Below are 19,287 nucleotides of genomic sequence, written 5' to 3' on the forward strand. Positions count from 1 at the left end.
GAAGAGCACGATGATCAGGAGGGAAAGTTCACTCCAGCGAGCTTTTACGCTTCTAGTCAATGGTGTTTTACTTTCCCTATTCAAAGATTATTGATGGCTGAAGCAAGTATGGCACAAGACTTCAGCTTTAGGAAGTACCTACTAAGCCGCGCAGGGTGTCTTGTAAAACATCGATGGTTGGCAGGTTGTAGTGGTCGTAGTTGGGAAGGACTTCCAAGTTGATATTGCTAAAGCCCTCGTTGCGGTACCACCTGGAACCACGGTGCGCGGCGCCTAAAGCATCGAAGCCATCTTGGGAAGTAGAGCCGTCATCGTATTCTCCCACCACCCAATACAACGGAGTGCTGGCCCGGTACTCGGATTCAAAGTGTTTATTTTCCCAGGATGGTGCCCCACCGCCGGCGAGCATGATGGCGCCACCGGTGACGAGCTCAGGGCGTTTATGCAGCAAGGCATAACTGATAAATTCTGCGCCGCCCGAATATCCAGACCACCACAGCTGATTTTTATCTACGTTGAAGTCACTGGTTATCTGCGCGGTGAGATCATCTAACCATCGTTGGTTCTTCCGGAGGTTTCGCCACCACGTGCTCGATTTTTTATCGGGAGTGCGCGGGACAACGGTGATGAAATTATATTCGGCCGCCACGGCTGCCGCGCAGGTAGCAAATCCTTCTGGGAAGTTGTATTCATCCCCGCCATCGCCATGCAGATGAATCAGCGCACCCACCGGCTTGGAGGTATCAATACCGTGTTTGAAAAGGTGATACGTCGATTCAGTATCGCGCGAATCGGTAAAGCTTTGATTCAGCAGCGTGTCTTTTTCCATAGTGTGCAAGGCCGGAGCACGCAGCTTCGATAAGTCTTGCCCAGAAGCCGGCTCGAAAGCAGCATCTTGCCACGGGGAACAATCAGCACGATTGTGTGCTTGCCTGGTCATCACCACGTTGGCGATGATCAAACAAGCAATAACTAATGCCGCTATGAGGAGGAAGGCGAGGAACCGCGTTGACCTTTGGCGTGGCGGGCTGCCGTGGATTCTAATAGCGTGTCACCTCCTTTAGACGCCTTGGAAACAACCCACTCTAGTGGACCTTGGCGGACAAACCGGGTCCATACGAATGCAAAAGTCAGTCCCAGGCCAAGTTGAAGGAAGAAATGTTGCAGGGAAGACAATTCGGAAGGGCTATAGGTCATGTACAGCTGGTGGCCGACGTAAAGCGTTAAAGTCATCGAACCCATCAAGGCCAGCGGAGAGAGCACGCGCGGGATAACGCGGCACAGCAATAAACAGATGCCAAGGGCAGTGAGCGCAACGCCAGTGGAGTGCAAGATGGATAGCGCGGTATTAGCATGCGGCGCAGCGATAAGATTCCACAACCAGGTGTTGTGCGGCAAGTAATCAAACTCTGCACCAAAGACCCTAAACCGTTCAATCTCACGGGGGCTAAGCTGTGGCTCCGCAGCTAGTAGCGTCCGGTTGCCCCCGGCAATAGTAAATCCGGCATAAGAAATCATCCAGGTACCAATGGCCAGCAGGAAGCCAAAAAATGGCAGGTAGGCCTGGGTTGACATGATCTTCAACTGCATGCGGCCGATGATCAGGCCAATCAGGATGTAGAAGAACCAGGTGGCTACCGGGTAAGCACCAATGAAAAGCAAGGTGTTGATTGCAGCCAGCGGCGTTTGGAAGAGGTCAACAACCGTGACATTTTCCAAAGGTACAGGCTGTGCGTAATGGTTAATCAGGTAGATGCATACTGGCATGATAGCCAAGGTGAGTCCAGCAGAGATGGCGATCCACCGCATCCGCATACCTAGGAAAAATACGGCGAAGAGAAACAGCAGACCGTAATACGGCAAGATATTAAAGACCACGGGGCTAAAGATCTGGTTGACCAAAAGGCCGATGACAAAGATTGCTAGCGCGCGAAGGAATAAGCGCTTGCGGGAAATACGCAGCTTGAGTCCGGTTGCGCCATCAGCGCCGCCCGAGGCAAAAGCCAAACCAACACCGGCCAGGATTGCGAAAAGTGCAGCAGCATTGCCCGCAGCGAGCCAAAATGCCAGGCTCATGGAGCCGTTGTCGCTATGCGATGGCAACGTGTGCACCGCCATCATGCCAATCAAAGCGAGGCCACGGGCAACATCTATTCCGATGATGCGTTTATTTTTGAACTGTTTCTTATCGCTGTCATGCGGCACTGGCAGGTCAGGGTTCAGAAGGATGGGATCACCATCGTCGTAGCGTCCCGTCCAGACTTTTCTCAATCCTGACGCGCCGGGCTCAGGCCTCATGTCAGGTTCTAGCCTTGCGTTGGTGGGAAGTTGCGAAACCATGGAATTCTCCTTTTCGTATGGTTAGCAGTTGCTATTGCGTGTTTGAGGTATCTGCGTGCGTCGGTGATTGAGCAGGTGCTTCGATGCGGGAATCGGTGGCGGTAGAAGAGGACATGTCTATGCCGTCGCGTGGGAAATTGGCTTGCTCGACGGGCAGGTACTGCGCGGGGTTTCCTTGCCAGCAGGTATCCGCGGGTACTACTTCGTGGCGCTGAACCAAAGAGCCCGGTCCGACGGTGGCGCGCTCGCCGATGATGCTGCCGGGAAGGGTAAAGCTATTGGGCCCCAGGGTGGCAGATTTTTGTAGGAGTACTGGTTCCATGGACATCACGCGGTCTTGGAAGAGGTGGGTTTGAACCACGGTGCCGCGATTAACGCTGGCACCGTCTTCCAAGGTGACCAGGTCATATTCTGGCAGCCACCAGGTTTCGCACCAGACATTTTTGCCAACGCGTGCACCCATGAGGCGGTTCCACCAGTTAAAGACCGGGCTTCCTAGACTCATACGCACTAGAGCGGGGATGGCCAGTGACTCGACAAAGATATCGACGAGTTCACCGCGCCAGACAAAGCTGGAAAATAGTGGACGGTCTTGGACCCGGAAACGGCCGACAAGCAACCATTTCGCCATGATGGGAAGTACCGATGCAATAGTGCCGGAGACCAACAGCAATGGCCAGGACAGCAGTGCCGCCCACGCTAGCGATTCAAGAATCCCGTAGCCGCTAAAGAGCATGCCCATATAAATCATGGTCAAAGCCCAGATTGCGACAAGATCGAGCACGTTGGAGAGCATCTGCGGGATGATGCGGCAGCTTTCGACGATGCCGCGTGAAATCCGCAGTTTCTTGGTTGGCTTATAAGTTGCCGTTGTATCGCCTGTTACGGCCAGGCGAGGAATCTGGTGTGGGTTTTGGCCCAACCACGAGGAACCAGCATCAACATTGCCGGGGTTGGTAGATAGCACTGCGATAAGCGAATCATCCGGCACGTCCTGGTCAGGGCCAACGATGCCGGAGTTGCCGACGAAGCTGTGCTCACCAATAACGGTGGTACCGATGTGAATCCAGTGTGGGCTTTGGCGGGTGGTGCTTGCGCAGGAGTGGTCAGCCAGGAAGCTATCATCGCGAATCCACGTTAAGTGCGGGATGGTTTCCACGGTGGAGATTTCCACGTTGTGGCCAATGCGTGCGCCCAAAAGGCGCAGCCAGGTCGGTGTAAATCCAGAGGCATAAACGGGATAGGCAGAAATCAAGGTGCGCTGCATAATGATGTGGGTCAGCCACACGGCTGCGGCAACCGCACTGTGCGAAGAGTAGAAACCTGGGCGAATAACTACCGACAACAAGCGAATAACCACTGCGACTCCAGCGAGCCATGTTGCTGCCATGAGGATGGTAAATACCGGTACCCACAGCAAAAGTCGCGGGAAAACCTCTTCGTAGAATTGGATATTTGCCACCGTTGGGTAGACCAACACGAAGCCAGGAATCATGCTGACAACCTGCAAGAAGCGTACGACTAGGCCGCCGAGGTTATACAGAATGTACTGGTTGAACTTATTGAGCGGCTTTTCCAATGGACTTAAGCGGTCATGGCCGATTTCTTCTGGGGTTCCGGCTGGCCAGCTATCACCCGCAACGCCATGGAATTCGATGGGGGAGCCGCCCCAGGTCTCACCAGCGGGGATGGTGCCGGAGACAGTAGAGCCAGCAAGAATTTCCGAGGTGCGGCCAATGTGGGCATTAGGGTTGATAAAGGAGCGCATGCCGATGCGTGCGCGGTCTTCGATGGTGATTGCGCCGATGCATACGGTATCGCCATCAATCCAGTATCCCTGCAGGTCAACTTCCTGTTCAACCACTGCTAGCTCACCGATATTTGCCAGTCCTGTGACACATGGTTCGGCAGCGATTTGTGCGCCACGAGCAACTTTATTGCCGAACATGCGGTGAATCGTTGGCGCCATGGGTGAGCCGTACAGGTTATCAATTTGCATGAACGTCAACAGGCGCCCAGCTGCCCACATCCGCAGGTGCGTCCAACTGCCGCGGCGGTACAGGCCAGGGCGCATGCCCACGGTCAAAATGCGCGCGCCGGTTGCTGCAATAAGTGTTTTTCCTGGAAGCGAGTAGAACAGCAGCCAACCGAATAGCAGTGGCCAACCTGGAATGTGTGGAACCCAGCCGGCATCGAAAAGCGTGCCTAAACCCCATACTGCAATCAACGCGCCCAGGACATAGCGAATAGCGTTAATCATGTAGAGCAAACACACGAAGACAAACTGAAATACACCAGCCAGCCGGGGAATCGGTGCAGTTTGCGTGCGCGAATCCGCAGAGGATTTCAGCGTGGTGAGATAGTCCGTCATATCTGCCAATCGCGGGTTGGCGTAGAGCTCTGCGATTTCTGCTGAAGGATATTGCTGACGAATCCGTGCGGCCAGCTGCGCGATAGCAAAGGATATTGCTGACGAATCCGTGCGGCCAGCTGCGCGATAGCAATCGAGCTACCGCCGATTTCGAAGAAGTTGGACTCAGGGGCCAAAGAGACATGCCCGATTTGTTCGACCCACAATCCAGCCAGCTCTTGCTGCGCCGGCGTGAGATCCTCAAATTGCAGTTCAGAAGTGCTTTCCAAAGGCCACGGCAAGGCTTTACGGTCTACCTTGCCGGAGGTCTTAAGTGGCATGGAATCCACAATCGTGAGCTGCGGAACAATGCCATCGGGCAAGCTCTTTTTCATAATGTCACGAACTTGGTCGAGGTCAATCGTGTCATCGCCATAGACATAACCGACCAGCACGCTGGTGCCACCTGGGGTCTTTTGCACGGCTGCTGCCGCGGCGGAGACACCCGGTGCGGAGTTTAAGTATTTATCAACTTCGCCCAGCTCCAAGCGACGTCCGCCGATTTTCACCTGGTCATCGACGCGGCCTTCAAAGATCAAACCATCCCGATCCGCACGTACTAAGTCACCGGTGCGGTATGCGCGCTTTAAACCTAAATCAGGCAAGGGTGCATACATCTGGGCATCTTTTTCCAGGTCCAGATAACGGCCTAAACCGACTCCGGCGATGACCAATTGTCCGCTTTCACCCCAAGCAACTGGGTTCTCATTTTCATCAACCACTGCTAGAGCCCAACCTGGGATTGGACGGCCGATGCGAATGGGCAGGGTGCCATCCATCAATTCGGCGGAACCAATGACTGTGGCTTCCGTCGGTCCGTAGGTATTCCATACTTCGCGTCCGGGCTTTTGTAGACGCTCAGCTAATGCTGCGGGGCACGCCTCACCGCCGAAAATTAGCAGGCGAATATTGCCCAGGAATTCCTCGCTCCACATGGCTGCCAGGGTGGGCACGGTGGATACCGCAGTAATGTGCTTTTCGACGATCCACTCGCCCAAAACATCACCTGAACGCACAGTATCGCGCGAGGCAGCCACCAAGGCGGCACCGCCGGCCCATGCCAACCACATCTCTTCACACGAGGCATCGAAGGCAACGGATAATCCAGCCATCACGCGATCACCTGGGCCCAGTGGGGCAGTGGCGAGATAGGTTAAACGCTCGGCATCGACAAGCGCTGCGGCGCTACGGTGGCTAATGGCCACGCCCTTAGGCTTGCCAGTTGAGCCGGAAGTAAAGATAATCCAGGCTTCGTTCTCCAAAGAGACTGGCTGTAATTTTGATTCATCTAATTCGGGCACATGCAGCGGGTGGCTAATGGATAACTCTTCTCCAAAAACCGCGTCTACCTGGGCTTCTTCCCAGACGGTTTCAGCGCGTGAGTCCAATTCATCCCAGTCCACTGGAACATATGCTGCACCAGCGCAAATGGTCGCCAAAATGCCGACGTACAAATCGGTCGTTCCCGAAGGAATCCGGATGCCCACCCGTGATCCGGTTCCCACGCCATGATCGTTGAGACGTTTAATCTGCTTTTCTAAAACGTCTTCTAACTCTGCGTATGACAGCGTTCCATCGTCCGCCTCGATGGCTACAGCATGAGGGTAGGTACGAATGGTGTGCCCAATGATGCCTAAAAGGGTACGTGGTTCTGGTGCTGTTTCGAGCCCAAAAATCGCCTTCTCAGCGTGGTCATCTGGTGAAAACATATTAAATTGTAAAGACTCATAGTCAGTAGACATGACACTCCGTAAATAGTTATTAGAATCGCCAGATCGTTAGTATATCGATAGCAAAACTATCTGCTGTCTAAACCGATTTGCGGATGCATAAAACTGCATATATAGCAAAATATGTAGCGATCGCACCGGTTGGGTAAATCGCCCCTATGAATAAAATCGTTTTGCCTGGTATTTTTATTGCCCCACGAAATCGCTGTGAAAAGCCTGTGTATATTTTGCCCCCTGTTATGCAATTTAAGAAGATTAAGTTTTGCGCCCGAACTTATATTATACAGCGCTGGATATTGTCTATATATTTTTCACAATCCGCTGACCGGCGCGAATCGTTCCCCGGTTGGGAAATGATAACGAAATGGTAACGATATGGGTGTATATACTTATTTGTTACCAATGTGTGCTTCTGAGGTGTCCCATACCCCGGGCGGCAGCAGGATGCAAGTGTTTGTTTAGCGGTGGAAGAAATTGTCCGTTCCCACGCCTGTGGCGGGATAACTTTGTCTATTAAAAGTAGACAGAGCATTTCAGTAAAGGACGGCATCACGATGAGCAAGATTCTCACGGGCATATCTACCGCAGCTGCGGTTGCTGTTGCCGCACTGGTCTTCACGCCCGCTGGTGGTAGTACGGATGAACCGCATGGCGCGGATATCTCCTCTGGTGATGAGAGATTAAATATCGTTGCCTATGCCGTGCCAAAGGTCGGATTTGATCAGATTATTCCGGCCTTTCGGGAAACTGAAGCCGGAAGCGATGTCGGCTTTGCCCAGTCTTATGGGGCATCGGGAGACCAATCCCGCAAGGCGCTGCGCCGGGTACCTACTGACATCGTGAACTTTTCCGTCGAACCCGATATCACCCGGTTGGTGAAAGCAGGACTTGTGGATGAGGACTGGAAGGACAATGTTCCCGGTGATGAAAGTGGCCGTTCGGTTCCCTTTGGTTCTGTTGTCTCGTTTGTCACCCGCGAGGGCAATCCCAAAAACGTTCAGAGCTGGGATGACCTGCTGGACTCTGATGTTGAGGTCATCAGTCCGAACCCTGCCAGTTCTGGTTCGGCGAAGTGGAACTTGCTCGCGCCGTATTCCGCATGGTTCTTCCGCAGCGTTGACCAGCAGCAAGCACGCGGGGAAGTCAATTACACCCAAGCGCATGAATATGCTTCTGAGAAGCTAAGTCAGCTGGTCTCCACCACATTTAAGCTCCGACCCAAATCGGGGCGTGAAGCCACGTCCACCTTCGAGCAAGGACAAGGAGATGTGCTGCTGTCTTATGAAAATGAGGCCATCTTCTTAGACCGCACCAGCGGCGGTGTTGAATATCTGAATCCGCCGCAGACCTTCCGTATTGAAAATCCGGTCGCGGTGCTCAACACCTCCCAGAGTCCTCAGCAGGCAGAGGACTTCCGCGACTACCTCTTTACTGATGAGGCAGAACAAATCTGGGCGCAAGAAGGATTTCGGTCTGGAACGGACTTGTTTAACGAGGACGGTGAGACGCCGACCATCGATGCGCTAAGCCCGGAAGAACAGCAGGCTTTCAAACCTTATGACGTTGCTTATTCGGTTGATGATCTTGCAGAAGCATTCGCGCAGATTGCTCAGGAAAGTCCAGAGCTGAATAAACAACACGGTTTAAGCAGTATCGGTAAACCGCTTGAAGGCTGGGCGATGGTTGATGCCTTCCTGTTTAAAAAGGCACAGCCTGGCAGCGGCGAATCCGATGGCGTAATCGCCACTATCTATAAGGAAATCTGACATGAGTACAGCAATAGTTACCCGCAAAGCTGCACCGGCAGCCAGCAGCGGGGGAGTGGGTAAGTTCGGCCTGGGTGTTGCCACATTGTGGCTTTCGGTCATTGTTCTGCTGCCACTCGCAGCGTTGACCACGGAGGCTTTCTCCGTCAACGGGCTGCAAGGCTTTATCGACTCAGTAACCTCGCAAGGGGCTATCGATGCCCTCCGCGTCACCATCGGCGCCTCCGCAGTTGTGGCGCTGATCAACGTTGTATTCGGCACGCTCATCGCCTGGGTTCTAGTACGCGATGAGTTCCCAGGAAAAGGCATCGTCAATGCGCTCATCGACCTTCCCTTTGCTTTGCCAACGATTGTCGCTTCCCTGGTGCTGCTATCTATCTACGGCCCCGATAGTCCTGTCGGCATTACACTCAATGCCACACAGCCCGCACTGGTCTTAGCACTATCGTTTGTTACCTTGCCGTTTGTTGTCCGTGCCGTGCAACCGGTGCTCATTGAAGTCGATGGGGAAGTAGAAGAAGCCGCCGCCAGCTTGGGCGCGAATAACTTCACCATCTTCTTCCGGATTATTTTGCCGACACTCTTCCCAGCGTTGTTGTCTGGCGGCGGATTAGCTTTCGCCCGTGCCATCGGCGAGTACGGCTCAGTGGTTCTCATCGGCGGCAATGTTCCCGGTCAAACCCAGGTGGCCTCCCAGTACATCCAGGAACAGATCGAATCCGATGTGCCTTCGGCGGCCGCGGCGGTATCCGTGGTGCTGTTGCTAATCACCTTCATTGTTTTGTTCATTCTGCGGTTAATTTCTAGCCGCACAGCTAAGAAAGTGGAGGACTAAACAATGAAACTTGCCCGTCCCACAATATTGACTCTTCGCTCGGTGGCACTGCTTTATCTCCTGGTTTTGGTGGTTGTGCCCATCGTGACCATCTTGTACCGCAGCTTCGAACGCGGCCTTGGCACCTTCTGGGAGTGGATCACCACCCCGGCAGCAATCTCCGCACTACAAGTCTCAGTACTCATCGTGCTCATTACCGTCCCGCTTAACGTCATCTTCGGAATCGTTGTTTCACTCGCGCTGGTGCGCGGAAACTTCCCCGGCAAAGGCATCATCCAGGCGATTGTGGATCTTCCATTCGCGGTCTCACCCGTCATCATCGGCGTATCGCTCATCCTGCTGTGGGGTCACGGCGGATGGTTCGGTGGAATAGAAAACCTCGGATTCCAGGTCATCTTCGCTCTGCCTGGCATGGTGCTAGCCACCATCTTTGTCACCTTGCCGTTTATCCTGCGGGAAGTAGAACCAGTCCTGCGGGAGATCGGTACCGAACAAGAACAAGCCGCCGCCACATTGGGCGCATCGCCGTGGCAAATCTTCTCTCGCATCACCCTGCCGGCTATCCGCTGGGCTTTGACTTACGGCATCGTGCTGACCGTTGCCCGCGCGCTCGGGGAGTTCGGCGCTGTCATCATGGTGGCCTCCAACTTCGCCGGCGGCGGGCAGACACTGACGTTGCTGGTGCACTCGCGCTACATCGATGACCACAATGAATTCGGCGCTTATGCTGCCGCAACGCTGCTCATGGCCGTTTCTGTGGCAGTGCTTATTCTCATGACCACCATCCAGAAAAGAAGCAGGATTGAACAGTGAAAATTTCCATCAAAAACGTACACAGGAACTATGGGGATTTCGCCGCGCTTAACGATGTCTCCCTCGACATCGAAGAAGGCTCCCTCACCGCGTTATTAGGACCCTCCGGTTCAGGAAAATCTACACTGCTGCGTTCTATTGCAGGGCTCGATCAACCCGATAGCGGCGCCATCATTATTGATGGTGAGGACATCACACATGTCTCCCCGCAAAAGCGTGGAATTGGTTTTGTCTTCCAACACTATGCCGCGTTTAAGCACATGACTGTGCGGGAAAATGTTGGCTTTGGATTGAAGATTCGCAAAAGACCCAAGGCAGAAATTGATGCCAAGGTCGATGAATTACTCAAAATTGTAGGCCTTGCGGGTTTCCGCGACCGGTATCCCAACCAGCTCTCTGGCGGTCAGCGGCAACGCCTGGCACTGGCCCGAGCATTAGCGGTAAACCCAAAGGTGCTGCTGCTTGATGAGCCTTTCGGCGCGCTTGATGCAAAAGTCCGCGAGGACCTGCGTGATTGGCTGCGTCGCCTGCATTCTGAATTCAATATCACCACCGTGCTGGTTACACATGACCAGCAAGAAGCCCTTGATGTTGCCGATCAGATCGTGGTCTTAAACAACGGGCGTATTGAACAAGTAGGAACTCCGACGGAACTCTAAGACCACCCCGCTACCGATTTTGTCCTTTCCTTTTTAGGCCAGGTGTCAACGCTGGATGGCAAAGTCGTGCGACCACATGATATCCGCCTTGGCAGGTCCGCTGAGCTTGCGATTCCCAGCCACGAGATTGCCGAAACCGCAGTCATCGAAGCTGTCGTACAGCGCGTAACTTTCCTCGGATTCGAGGTGCGCGTTGAACTCCAAGAAGCCACAACAGGCAACCCTTTCAATGCTGAGATCACCCGCGGTGATGCGCTGGCGTTGAACTTAGAACCAGGTGACCATATTTTCGCCCGCGCCACTAGACCAGCTGCGCTGGTTAAAGATCAACCAGCGCAGTCTGCAAATCTGACAGTTTAAGCATCGGCGGATGGGGCTTCGACATTGAAGCCCCAGTCCACACCGAACTTATCTTTGAGCCCGCCGAACTTCGCACCCCATGCTTGTTCCACCAACGGCATGTGAACCTCCGCGCCTTCAGAGAGAGCTTCAAATTGGGCGGTCATAGTTTCCACATCATCGCCCCAAATGACAATGTTCATGCGCTGATTGGCTGAGTCTTCTTTACCGAGTTCAGGGTTATCGGCGCACATGAGGTCCCAGCCAGCTGCGGTGATGAGGTGGCCGTGCATGATGAGGTGCTCATCATTGTCTGGCCACTCCACTACCTGAAAGTCGCCACCGAATACTTCGCGGTAGAAGGTGAGTGCCTCGCGGGCATTGCCGCGAAAGCCAACATAGGTGGTTGCGTTGATGGTCATGATGTGGTGCCTTCCGGGTTCGACGAAGAGTTGCCACCGAGTGTAACCGTGTAATCAATCCCGATGTCCTCGCAGAAGACATCATCGTGGCTTACCACGATGACCGCGCCGTTGTAGCTGGCTAGGGCATCGATAAGCCACTGCGTCGTGGAGATATCCAAGTTATTGGTCGGTTCATCCAAGATGAGCAGCTGCGGTGCAGCAAGCGCATTGCACGCAAACTCCACACGGAAACGCTCCCCGCCAGACAGGCTGCGCATCTTTTGATTGACCGTGTCATTGTGGAAAAGCAGTTGCGCTAGCTGGTCACGAATTTCCTGCGGTGTAAATTCCGGCAGACGCTTCGCCACGGTTTCCAACACCGTAAGCTCCCCATCAAACTCGATGCGCTGGCGAATAAACCCCATATTGGAAAGAACGTAATCAACAACGTCCTCATCACCAGTAAAAATCTGGTTTAAAATCGTGGTCTTACCTGTTCCATTTGCACCCGCAATGCGTAGATACTCCGGGCCCACCATGATGAACTCTTCACGTTGCTCAACATTTGGTGGTAGCTGCACGTGTAATACCTTCGTTCCGGCGGCGAGCTTCGTCGATGGCAACGTGACATAAACTTGGGCGTCTTTGCGCACCCGGCGTTGTGCGGAATCCAGTTCACGCTCGGCATCGGCTATGCCCTGGGCATGTTTAGAACTCTGCTTCGCCGCAGTATTTTGCGCACGAGCCTTGTCATTGCCCAATGCCAGCCGCGATTTCCGCCGGTTGGCAATATTCTTTTTGCCCTTCGCAGCATCGTGCGCAATCTGGGTTGCCAGTGCCGCGCGTTCATCCTTTTCTTTCTTTAAGGTGGACTTTGCCTCGCGAACCTCTTGCCGCGCAGCTTGTTGTTCCTGCTCAATCGCAGCGCGGTACTCCTGATAGTTGCCGCTGAATTGGCGCAGCCGGCCATTAAAGAGTTCGGCGATTTCATCAACATGTGCCAAAAGTTCACGGTCGTGGCTGACCACGATAGTGGGAATAGTCGATGAGCGCAGCATCGAAATGAGCTGGTGTTTGGCCCCCGCATCCAGGTTATTGGTCGGTTCATCCAGCAACACCAAGTCCGGTTGCTGAGCAAAAACCGCACCCAGGGCAACGGATACAGCTTCACCACCAGACAAGGTGCCAATGGTGCGGTGAACATCTAGCTTGCCGATGTATTTCTGAATCCGCTCTTCCACATCCCAGTCATCGCCAATGATAGCCAGCAGTTCTTCGCTGTACTCACCGGCCTCGACCTTTGCGAGTGCATCGAGAATCTCAGTTACGCCGAAGACATCCGCGATGGTGGCAGAAGTTTTCAATCCTAAATCTTGGGGCAAGTAACCAATATTGTCCGGTACCTCGATGCTGCCGGAGGTAGGGGAGTACGTGCCCAACATGAGTTTGAGCAGTGTGGATTTACCTGAGCCATTATCACCGATAAGACCCGTTAGTGGTGCAGAAAGTGTTCCTGAAATCTCGCGCAGGCACGCGGTGCCGTTAGGCCAGGAAAAAGAAAGGTTGTTAAAAGTAGACATGAAAGCAGCGCCTTTTGTGCAGTAGAAAATCTAGATTTCCTGCTGAAGGCATGCTCGTGTGCGCGCGCTTCAGCAGTGGTTATGCGGTGCGGCGTGCAATCTTCACGTCTAAATCCTGTTCGTTGACAACAAATACGCCGATGACTGTAGCACTATTTATTCAGTAGCGGTTGAGGCATCCCAACCGGTAGGATTTTTCCAATGTCACGTGCCTCAACCAAGGATGTTTTAAATGCCCGCCGAATAGTCATTCAAGGTGTCACCGGCGCTGGGAAGTCTACGGCTGCGCGCACGTGGGCAGAGCTGAAAAATTTGCACGTCATTGACTATGACAACGACGTGTTGTGGATGCCCGCTTCAGAGTCACCGTGGACGACGTATTCGCCTGAAAAGCAACGTGAACGGGTTAGCCGCCATATGGAGTCTGGGGCGTGGGTCATGGCGTCGTGCGGCTCAAAGGCAACCGATATTGTGTACCCGGAAACTGATGTCATCGTGTATCTGGATTACCCACCGTTGGTGACTTTCACACAGCTATTCAAACGCACGATGTCACGATCGTTACGTGGGGAGACCTGCTGCAATGGCAATAAGGAATCATTCCGGTTGTCCTTACTGAGTAAAGACTCGATCTTTTTGTGGTGGCTGCAGACTTGGCGCGAGCGTCGGGAGCAAGCACGCATTATGGAAGCTGATCCCAACATGCCACCGGTTTATCGACTAACGCACCCGCGGCAATTCCAGGCTCTCGTGCGCTACGCGGCAGACCTCAGCGCGGACTAAACTTGCGCCCATGCCCAGAATTTACGGAGATACTCTCGACGATGCGGGACGCTGCACGCATTACCACTCTGAGAAAGACGTGATTGCAAATAAGTGCGCGACCTGCAATAAGTACTGGGCATGTTACGAATGCCATGCTGCAGCAACTGACCATAGCTTCGGGGCGATGGACCTGAAAACCCTCGCAGTGCTGTGCGGTGCATGCGGCCATGAGATGACCTTTGCTGACTACACCGGAAATACCAATAGCTGCCCGCGATGCGGACAGCTATTCAATCCGGGGTGCTCACTACACCGCCATATCTACTTTCTCTTTTAGCTTCCTCCGTCGACGAATGATTGACCACACCGCTGTGGCGATGATGAGTGCAATGATTGCTAACGCAATCTTCATCCACCAAGACAACTGAAGTTTCCAGCCTTCTGGTACTTCGCCTTCCTCGATGGGCAGATGGTCCCTTACTGCTGTGACCAGCAATCTGTCTGAGTTGATTCCATAGGGCGTACAGGTGATCAAAATGATTTTATCCACTCCATCCTCGTAGGTGATGGCATCGTAATCAGTGGGTTTCACAATTTCTGAACCCGTCATCCGGTAGCGAAGGGTTTCACCAAGCACGGTGATATAGATAGCCTCGCCCTCCTTGAGATTGCTGAGGTTATCGAACATACTCGCATTGACCATCCCCGTATGCGCGGTAATAACCGAGGTATGGCTGTCTCCGCCGATAGGAAGATCCGAGTTGTACAGGTGCCCGGCTCCTCGGTACAAAACATCATCAGAGGTGCCGTGATAGATGGGCAGATCAATTGCTACATCAGGAATCTGAATACGCGCCATCGTGGATGAATGCTCTGACGCGAGAAGCTGCTTTTTATATCCTTGATATCTCGGATCATCGGGGTCTTCGCGTCGCACAGGGTGTCCGGCAGCCCACAGCCCGGCGTTATATTCCTCCGCATTGTGCATCAGCTGCGTGATGGTTTCCGAGGGCACGGACTCCGTACTTTCTTCTGCATACCGGCGGGCAGTCTCGCTATTGTTGTAATCCGTCAACAGCGTTGCTACCACGGGGTATGACAAAAGCAGCACGCTGATAATCAGAAGGATTACTGAAATGAAGCGAGAACCGCGACCCGCTCTATTCGCCTTTGTGGCTTTCCGGTGCTTAGACAATTAATCGTTCCTACCTCGGAGGTGCATGATGAGTGCGCCGAGTGCGGATAACAGCCCGAGGCCAAGAATCCACACCAGCGTCTTTCGCCCCGTGTCCGGAAGCATCGCTGAGAAATCAAAGGAAATAGGAACACCATTGGTGGCAATCAATTGCAGGTTTGGTGTCGTCGGAGAATCCTCATCAATTCCGTGGTTAGCGTTGAAGAATTCTGTCGTGGAGTATCCATTTTCTGAGTCACTCTTTAATGGAGTTTCCGGTTCCCTAAGCACCCAACGCACGTCAGGGGCAGGGTCCGGGAGTTGCTCACGAACCAGAACTTGAATTGGCTCCAAGCTTGTTCCATCGATCAAAAGAACATCCGTAGTGAGGTTGTCTTCTACTAACTGCCAGGTTGCTCCTTCGTCGATGGAGTATTCAAAGACATAAGGGGCTGCGGGTTCCTCACCGTCGGTGACCGCAATGACTTCGATGGCTCGGGTATCAATATCGTACGAGTGGACAATATTAAATTGAATCTCATCAGATTGTGCAGGCACGGTGATGTTGATGGCGTGCTGTTTCCAGCCATCTTCAACAACATCAGTGTTGATACTTTCCAATCCATCTATGGATTCCCACGATGATTCACTCGTAGATACGTGAAGTCCCTGTTCATCGGTGTTGAGGAAGTACGTGTAGGGAGTTCGCGAAGGCGTAGTACCCGTGGGGCGTAGCGCTGCAAACTTTTCATCAGAAAGCGAGGGGTTAGAGCTCAACTGACATGTCGCACCCTCTGGCAGCTGCACATCAGTAGTGAAACCTGAGGCTCCGACAAGGCGCAGTTCACCCGAATTATCGGAGTATTCAAATCCTTCACCGACGTTATCGGATGGATAATCGATAAGTTCCGACTCAAAAATCGGGGTCTCACCATTGAAGCATCGAAGATCGTAGGTATATCCACCGTTGTGCAAGTTACGGCCATCGCCTTGCTTTGCGATGTTTATCTGCATCTCCCGCGGCTTCCAATTCTGTGCCATCACTGCTGCTGTTGCGAGCGGCAAATGTATTACGTCACTTGCGGGAGCTCCCAAATCTAGAACATTGAGTTCCAACGCAGACACTGTAAATACCGTGCCGTGCTCAACTTCTGTCAATGTCTGCCGGTTCACGATGATGTTGGCAATCGGATCAAGAACTTGCGTCAGCGCTGGATTTAAGGAATTCAGCAGGGGACTGACAACACCTGTTTGGAGGTTGGTAATTAGTCCGCTGAGTAATCCACCTGGGTCTTCGTCATTCCCGAAGAGAATTCCTTCGACGATTTCACCTACGGTGCCCAGCAACGGGGCGATAAGTTCTACAGCGAGGCTCAACAGCCCTGCGCGATGATAGAAGTCGTAAGGATTTGCCTCGTATTCGGCACGATCTGATGTTCCTTGCGCTCCAGTGAGCAGGCCGCCAAGGGTCGCGGTAAAGTCCAATCTTAATAAACACAAGACGCCGCACACGGCGATTTCAATTTCCGTGGCATACAGCCCACCTTTCCGGTCTTGCTCTTGCCCACGAATAATGTGGTCGAGCTTCGCGTTGAGCCCGTTCGGTTCCTCTACGGCGCTAGCAGTTAAAAGGTTCGTAATCGAATCCGTAATTTTTGAAAGTTGCTCGCCGGTGAGCAAGGAAGTATTTGGGTCTAACTGATTCAGGCCATCGGTGTGAAGTTTTTCAAGGTCGATTTTTATCAAGCCAGTTCCCGCTTCCTCTGAAGTGAGGTCGATTGTGACTAGCCCATCTGAAGAAGTTAAAGGCTCGATGAGCAGGGAATCGATGATGGTGTCTTCATCGATATTGGCTTCTACAGTCGCCGAAAGTACCGGACCGAGAATAAGTCCGACTGCTCCCAATACTCCTTCTGACCCTAGAAGGCCATTAAGGGTGTTCTCAACTCCGCCCAGGAGCACTTTAAGCGTAGCGCCCAAGTCAGAAACCAGGCCACCAACGAGTGGGGAGCTAATCACTAGCTCTGCATCAGCTATTTGATACGAGCTACAAATGCGGCCATCTTCTTGTTCCAGGATTTCTTCATCGCCGAAGAGATCCTCGTCTGGATCTAACTTAGAGTAATCGAATTCGGTGTAGTTCTCTGCGCAATTTAGGGCCTCAGAGTCATCGAGATTTTGGCTGGGTTTGATGGCGCCGGCACTAACTGCGCCTAAAGACAGACGAGCTTCATCAATGATTGACTCCGCAATCACGGTATTTTGCAGATCAAGCAAGCTCAATATGTTGATTGTGGCGTTGGCTCCTTCGCCAGGCTGCGTAAGCTCCAATCCACCGGAGTCGCTCACGACGCCCACAGCGCCGATCGCTTGCGTAGGTGACTGCGCATGTGCGAATTCATTTAACGCACCAACTTGCGCATCATTCATAACGAACTGCAGGAGTCCACCGTCGCCAAGCAGAGGAAGTGAAATCTGCCCGAGGTTGATATTGATGAGTTCTAACAGTCCCACATCAATCTTGGACGTTGTGGGATCAGCATTATTAACGTCGTCCTCTAATACTTCCCACAGCTGGTTGACGCCGTTGAGTTCGGCAGCCGTCAAAGCACGGTCATCGGGACCGATGGTTAAATGCTGATTGAGCAATCGCAGGTCCAATAAGCCGCCATAGCCATAGGACAATGCATCTTCAAGATGCTCTGTTAAAGGATCGTAAGGGCTAGAGGTTTGAGCCTGCGAGGTGGCAGGTGCTGCAACCAAAGTTACTAAAACCACAGCCAAAACCGTTGCTATACACTGCATGAATTTTGCGCGAAGCATCGTAACCTTCTTGGGGATTAAAGTAACTTGGTTGCCGCTTATAGCGTGCGACTATTAACTATTGCGAGCGCGGTTTCCGCGCAGCGCAGCGAATCCACCAGCAATAGCAGCAAGAACACCAGCTGCGATAAGCGCTAGAGTTCCCTTGCCGCCGGTAGCAGGTAGTTGTCCAATAATTGTGTCTTCATAGTTGGTGACATCAACGACCATGCGGAAATCTTCTGGGTTGTCGGGATCAACAAAGGTGACTTCCTGAGGCTCTGGATTGATGACATACCCTTCAGGTGCTTCGGTCTCAATTACACAAAGCTTGTCGCTCTCATCGGCAGTAGGAGCGACACCATTTACATGGTCGATGACTTGAACACCATACACGGTAATTTCACCGTTCACTGTCTCGAACTCGTCGATACGGTGAGAACTTGGATCCCCACTAATGTCTGAGCTATTTGAAGCAAAGAGTCGTTCTCCAACAAGAGTTAGAACCTGTTCTTGTTCTTGGCAGCGCCACAGCTCAAACTTGGCCGAATCATTGAGGATTAGTTCGCCAGCAGCATCACGCTTGTTGATGGTTAATGAGCCAAGGTGTGTTTCTGCGCCGTCTTCTGGTTCACCTGGGTTGTCGGGATCATTAGGGTCTGTGGTCACTCGACCGTTATTGGGAAGAAGAACCTCAATATCGTTGCGGATGATGCCGTTAGCAGGGAGATCAATAATTTGTGCTGGGAAGGTAACGACTACCTCGAGGCCAGGATTGGTGAGGCGCTGGGTTTCGAGGTTTTCCAGTCCGGCTTCGAGAAACTCAATTCGAACCTCTTGACCTGCAATGGTTAGCGAGTAGTCAGTGCCTTCTGCTAGTGGCGTACCTTCTGGGGATGAAACTTCGACGGCGTCGGCCTGGGGAGCTGCTAGCGCAGTAGGAAGGTTATCAATGATGACAAAGCGATCTAGATCGTCAGCTGGAACAGAGGCGCGGGCGGTGTAGTTGATGGTCGAACCGATGGTAGCGCCAGCATCAGCGACGTCCTTGGAAACGCTCGCAACTTGGTTCTTCGGAGCTACAACCTGGTGATAGTTCCACACGCCATCTGAATCAGTGAATGGCAGAGACACCAAGAAAGGCTTGGCGACGGTGTAGTTACCAGCCTGAAGCTCCGTAACCAAGTAGACGCCAACGGCAAGATCGATAGACACGCTTCCATCAGTGCCAGTTGTGATTGTATCGATTGTGGTTTTCCCACCAGTGTTTTCGTCTGCGGCAATTAGATCATCGAGTGCGCCCGCGGTTTCTTGCAGCTGCATGAGGTCATTCCAACCAGCGAGGGTATTTAACTCGTTGTCGAAATCGACTCTTTCAATTCGAAACTGGACGCCTGGGAGGGGATCGCCGGGGGCATTTTCTGGGTCGCCAGCTGCGACGGGATCGCCGAAGCGCTTGTTGATTGTCAGCGAAGCGTTCGCAGTTAGATCGACGCTCGATACATCGTTTTGGCTGATTTGAGCCGATGCGACTGGAGCAAGCATTGGTGCACCGGCGATGGTAAATCCAAGAGCAAGGCTTAGGGTAGCAGCGGAAATTCGCTTGGAAATGAGGGTCATAGCATTCCTATGTTCGTGAAGGGAAGGAGGGTGGAATACTTCGAATCGAA

The 19,287-nt window shown here is 52.9% G+C and carries 14 protein-coding genes and 1 pseudogene; 6 read left to right on the forward strand and 9 right to left on the reverse strand.

The window, feature by feature from the left end; all coding sequences use genetic code 11:
• Window positions 1-127 precede the first annotated feature (127 nt).
• From C5Y44_RS09385 to C5Y44_RS13495, 4 genes are all read right to left on the reverse strand, one after another.
• Window positions 128-946 carry a hypothetical protein gene (locus tag C5Y44_RS09385; RefSeq protein WP_146108490.1) on the reverse strand — a complete coding sequence of 273 codons (819 nt, stop codon included), beginning with the start codon at window positions 944-946 and terminating at the stop codon, window positions 128-130.
• 35 nt (window positions 947-981) lie between these two features.
• On the reverse strand, window positions 982-2,298 hold the full coding sequence (locus C5Y44_RS09390) for a heparan-alpha-glucosaminide N-acetyltransferase domain-containing protein (RefSeq protein ID WP_158255479.1): 1,317 nt from the start codon (window positions 2,296-2,298) through the stop codon (window positions 982-984).
• A gap of 73 nt (window positions 2,299-2,371) precedes the next feature.
• Window positions 2,372-4,711, reverse strand: a complete 2,340-nt coding sequence (locus tag C5Y44_RS13490; protein ID WP_233189937.1) for a Pls/PosA family non-ribosomal peptide synthetase — start codon at window positions 4,709-4,711, stop codon at window positions 2,372-2,374.
• Window positions 4,708-6,492 carry a non-ribosomal peptide synthetase gene (locus tag C5Y44_RS13495; RefSeq protein ID WP_233189938.1) on the reverse strand — a complete coding sequence of 595 codons (1,785 nt, stop codon included), beginning with the start codon at window positions 6,490-6,492 and terminating at the stop codon, window positions 4,708-4,710. Before C5Y44_RS13495 ends, C5Y44_RS13490 begins: the two co-directional genes overlap by 4 nt.
• Before the next feature lie 542 nt (window positions 6,493-7,034).
• Here C5Y44_RS13495 and C5Y44_RS09400 point away from each other — a divergent pair.
• The 4 genes and pseudogenes from C5Y44_RS09400 to C5Y44_RS09415 all read left to right on the forward strand — a co-directional run bounded on the left by C5Y44_RS09400 (window position 7,035) and on the right by C5Y44_RS09415 (window position 10,913).
• Complete coding sequence (locus C5Y44_RS09400; protein WP_105324707.1) at window positions 7,035-8,246, forward strand: extracellular solute-binding protein; 1,212 nt, start codon at window positions 7,035-7,037, stop codon at window positions 8,244-8,246.
• A gap of 1 nt (window position 8,247) precedes the next feature.
• Window positions 8,248-9,081 carry a sulfate ABC transporter permease subunit CysT gene (gene cysT / locus C5Y44_RS09405; protein ID WP_105324708.1) on the forward strand — a complete coding sequence of 278 codons (834 nt, stop codon included), beginning with the start codon at window positions 8,248-8,250 and terminating at the stop codon, window positions 9,079-9,081.
• Window positions 9,082-9,084: 3 nt separating this feature from the next.
• A complete protein-coding gene (locus tag C5Y44_RS09410) occupies window positions 9,085-9,894 on the forward strand; it encodes a sulfate ABC transporter permease (RefSeq protein ID WP_105324709.1) in 810 nt (269 codons plus the stop codon).
• Window positions 9,891-10,913, forward strand: a pseudogene (locus C5Y44_RS09415) (sulfate/molybdate ABC transporter ATP-binding protein). Before C5Y44_RS09410 ends, C5Y44_RS09415 begins: the two are co-directional and overlap by 4 nt.
• Here C5Y44_RS09415 and C5Y44_RS09420 read toward each other — a convergent pair.
• Together C5Y44_RS09420 and C5Y44_RS09425 are read right to left on the reverse strand one after the other, a co-directional pair.
• Window positions 10,910-11,314 carry a VOC family protein gene (locus C5Y44_RS09420; protein ID WP_105324710.1) on the reverse strand — a complete coding sequence of 135 codons (405 nt, stop codon included), beginning with the start codon at window positions 11,312-11,314 and terminating at the stop codon, window positions 10,910-10,912. The pseudogene C5Y44_RS09415 and the gene C5Y44_RS09420 sit on opposite strands and share 4 nt — an antisense overlap.
• A complete protein-coding gene (locus C5Y44_RS09425) occupies window positions 11,311-12,876 on the reverse strand; it encodes an ATP-binding cassette domain-containing protein (protein ID WP_105324711.1) in 1,566 nt (521 codons plus the stop codon). The genes C5Y44_RS09420 and C5Y44_RS09425 overlap by 4 nt, the downstream gene beginning before the upstream one ends.
• 201 nt (window positions 12,877-13,077) lie before the next feature.
• Here C5Y44_RS09425 and C5Y44_RS09430 point away from each other — a divergent pair, with 201 nt between their 5' ends.
• Window positions 13,078-13,659, forward strand: a complete 582-nt coding sequence (locus C5Y44_RS09430; RefSeq protein WP_105324712.1) for an adenylate kinase — start codon at window positions 13,078-13,080, stop codon at window positions 13,657-13,659.
• 10 nt (window positions 13,660-13,669) lie between these two features.
• Window positions 13,670-13,978, forward strand: a complete 309-nt coding sequence (locus C5Y44_RS09435) for a CHY zinc finger protein (RefSeq protein WP_105324713.1) — start codon at window positions 13,670-13,672, stop codon at window positions 13,976-13,978.
• Here C5Y44_RS09435 and C5Y44_RS09440 read toward each other — a convergent pair.
• The 3 genes from C5Y44_RS09440 to C5Y44_RS09450 all read right to left on the reverse strand — a co-directional run bounded on the left by C5Y44_RS09440 (window position 13,949) and on the right by C5Y44_RS09450 (window position 19,237).
• Complete coding sequence (locus C5Y44_RS09440; protein ID WP_105324714.1) at window positions 13,949-14,836, reverse strand: class C sortase; 888 nt, start codon at window positions 14,834-14,836, stop codon at window positions 13,949-13,951. The genes C5Y44_RS09435 and C5Y44_RS09440 overlap by 30 nt on opposite strands.
• Window positions 14,837-17,593, reverse strand: coding sequence for a choice-of-anchor G family protein (locus C5Y44_RS09445; RefSeq protein ID WP_233189939.1), 2,757 nt, complete (start codon window positions 17,591-17,593; stop codon window positions 14,837-14,839).
• A gap of 99 nt (window positions 17,594-17,692) precedes the next feature.
• Window positions 17,693-19,237: a SpaH/EbpB family LPXTG-anchored major pilin gene (locus tag C5Y44_RS09450; RefSeq protein ID WP_105324715.1), complete on the reverse strand. Its 1,545-nt coding sequence runs from the start codon at window positions 19,235-19,237 to the stop codon at window positions 17,693-17,695.
• Between the last annotated feature and the right edge of the window lie 50 nt (window positions 19,238-19,287).

Source organism: Corynebacterium sp. J010B-136 (genome assembly GCF_002967075.1).
Lineage (GTDB): Bacteria > Actinomycetota > Actinomycetes > Mycobacteriales > Mycobacteriaceae > Corynebacterium.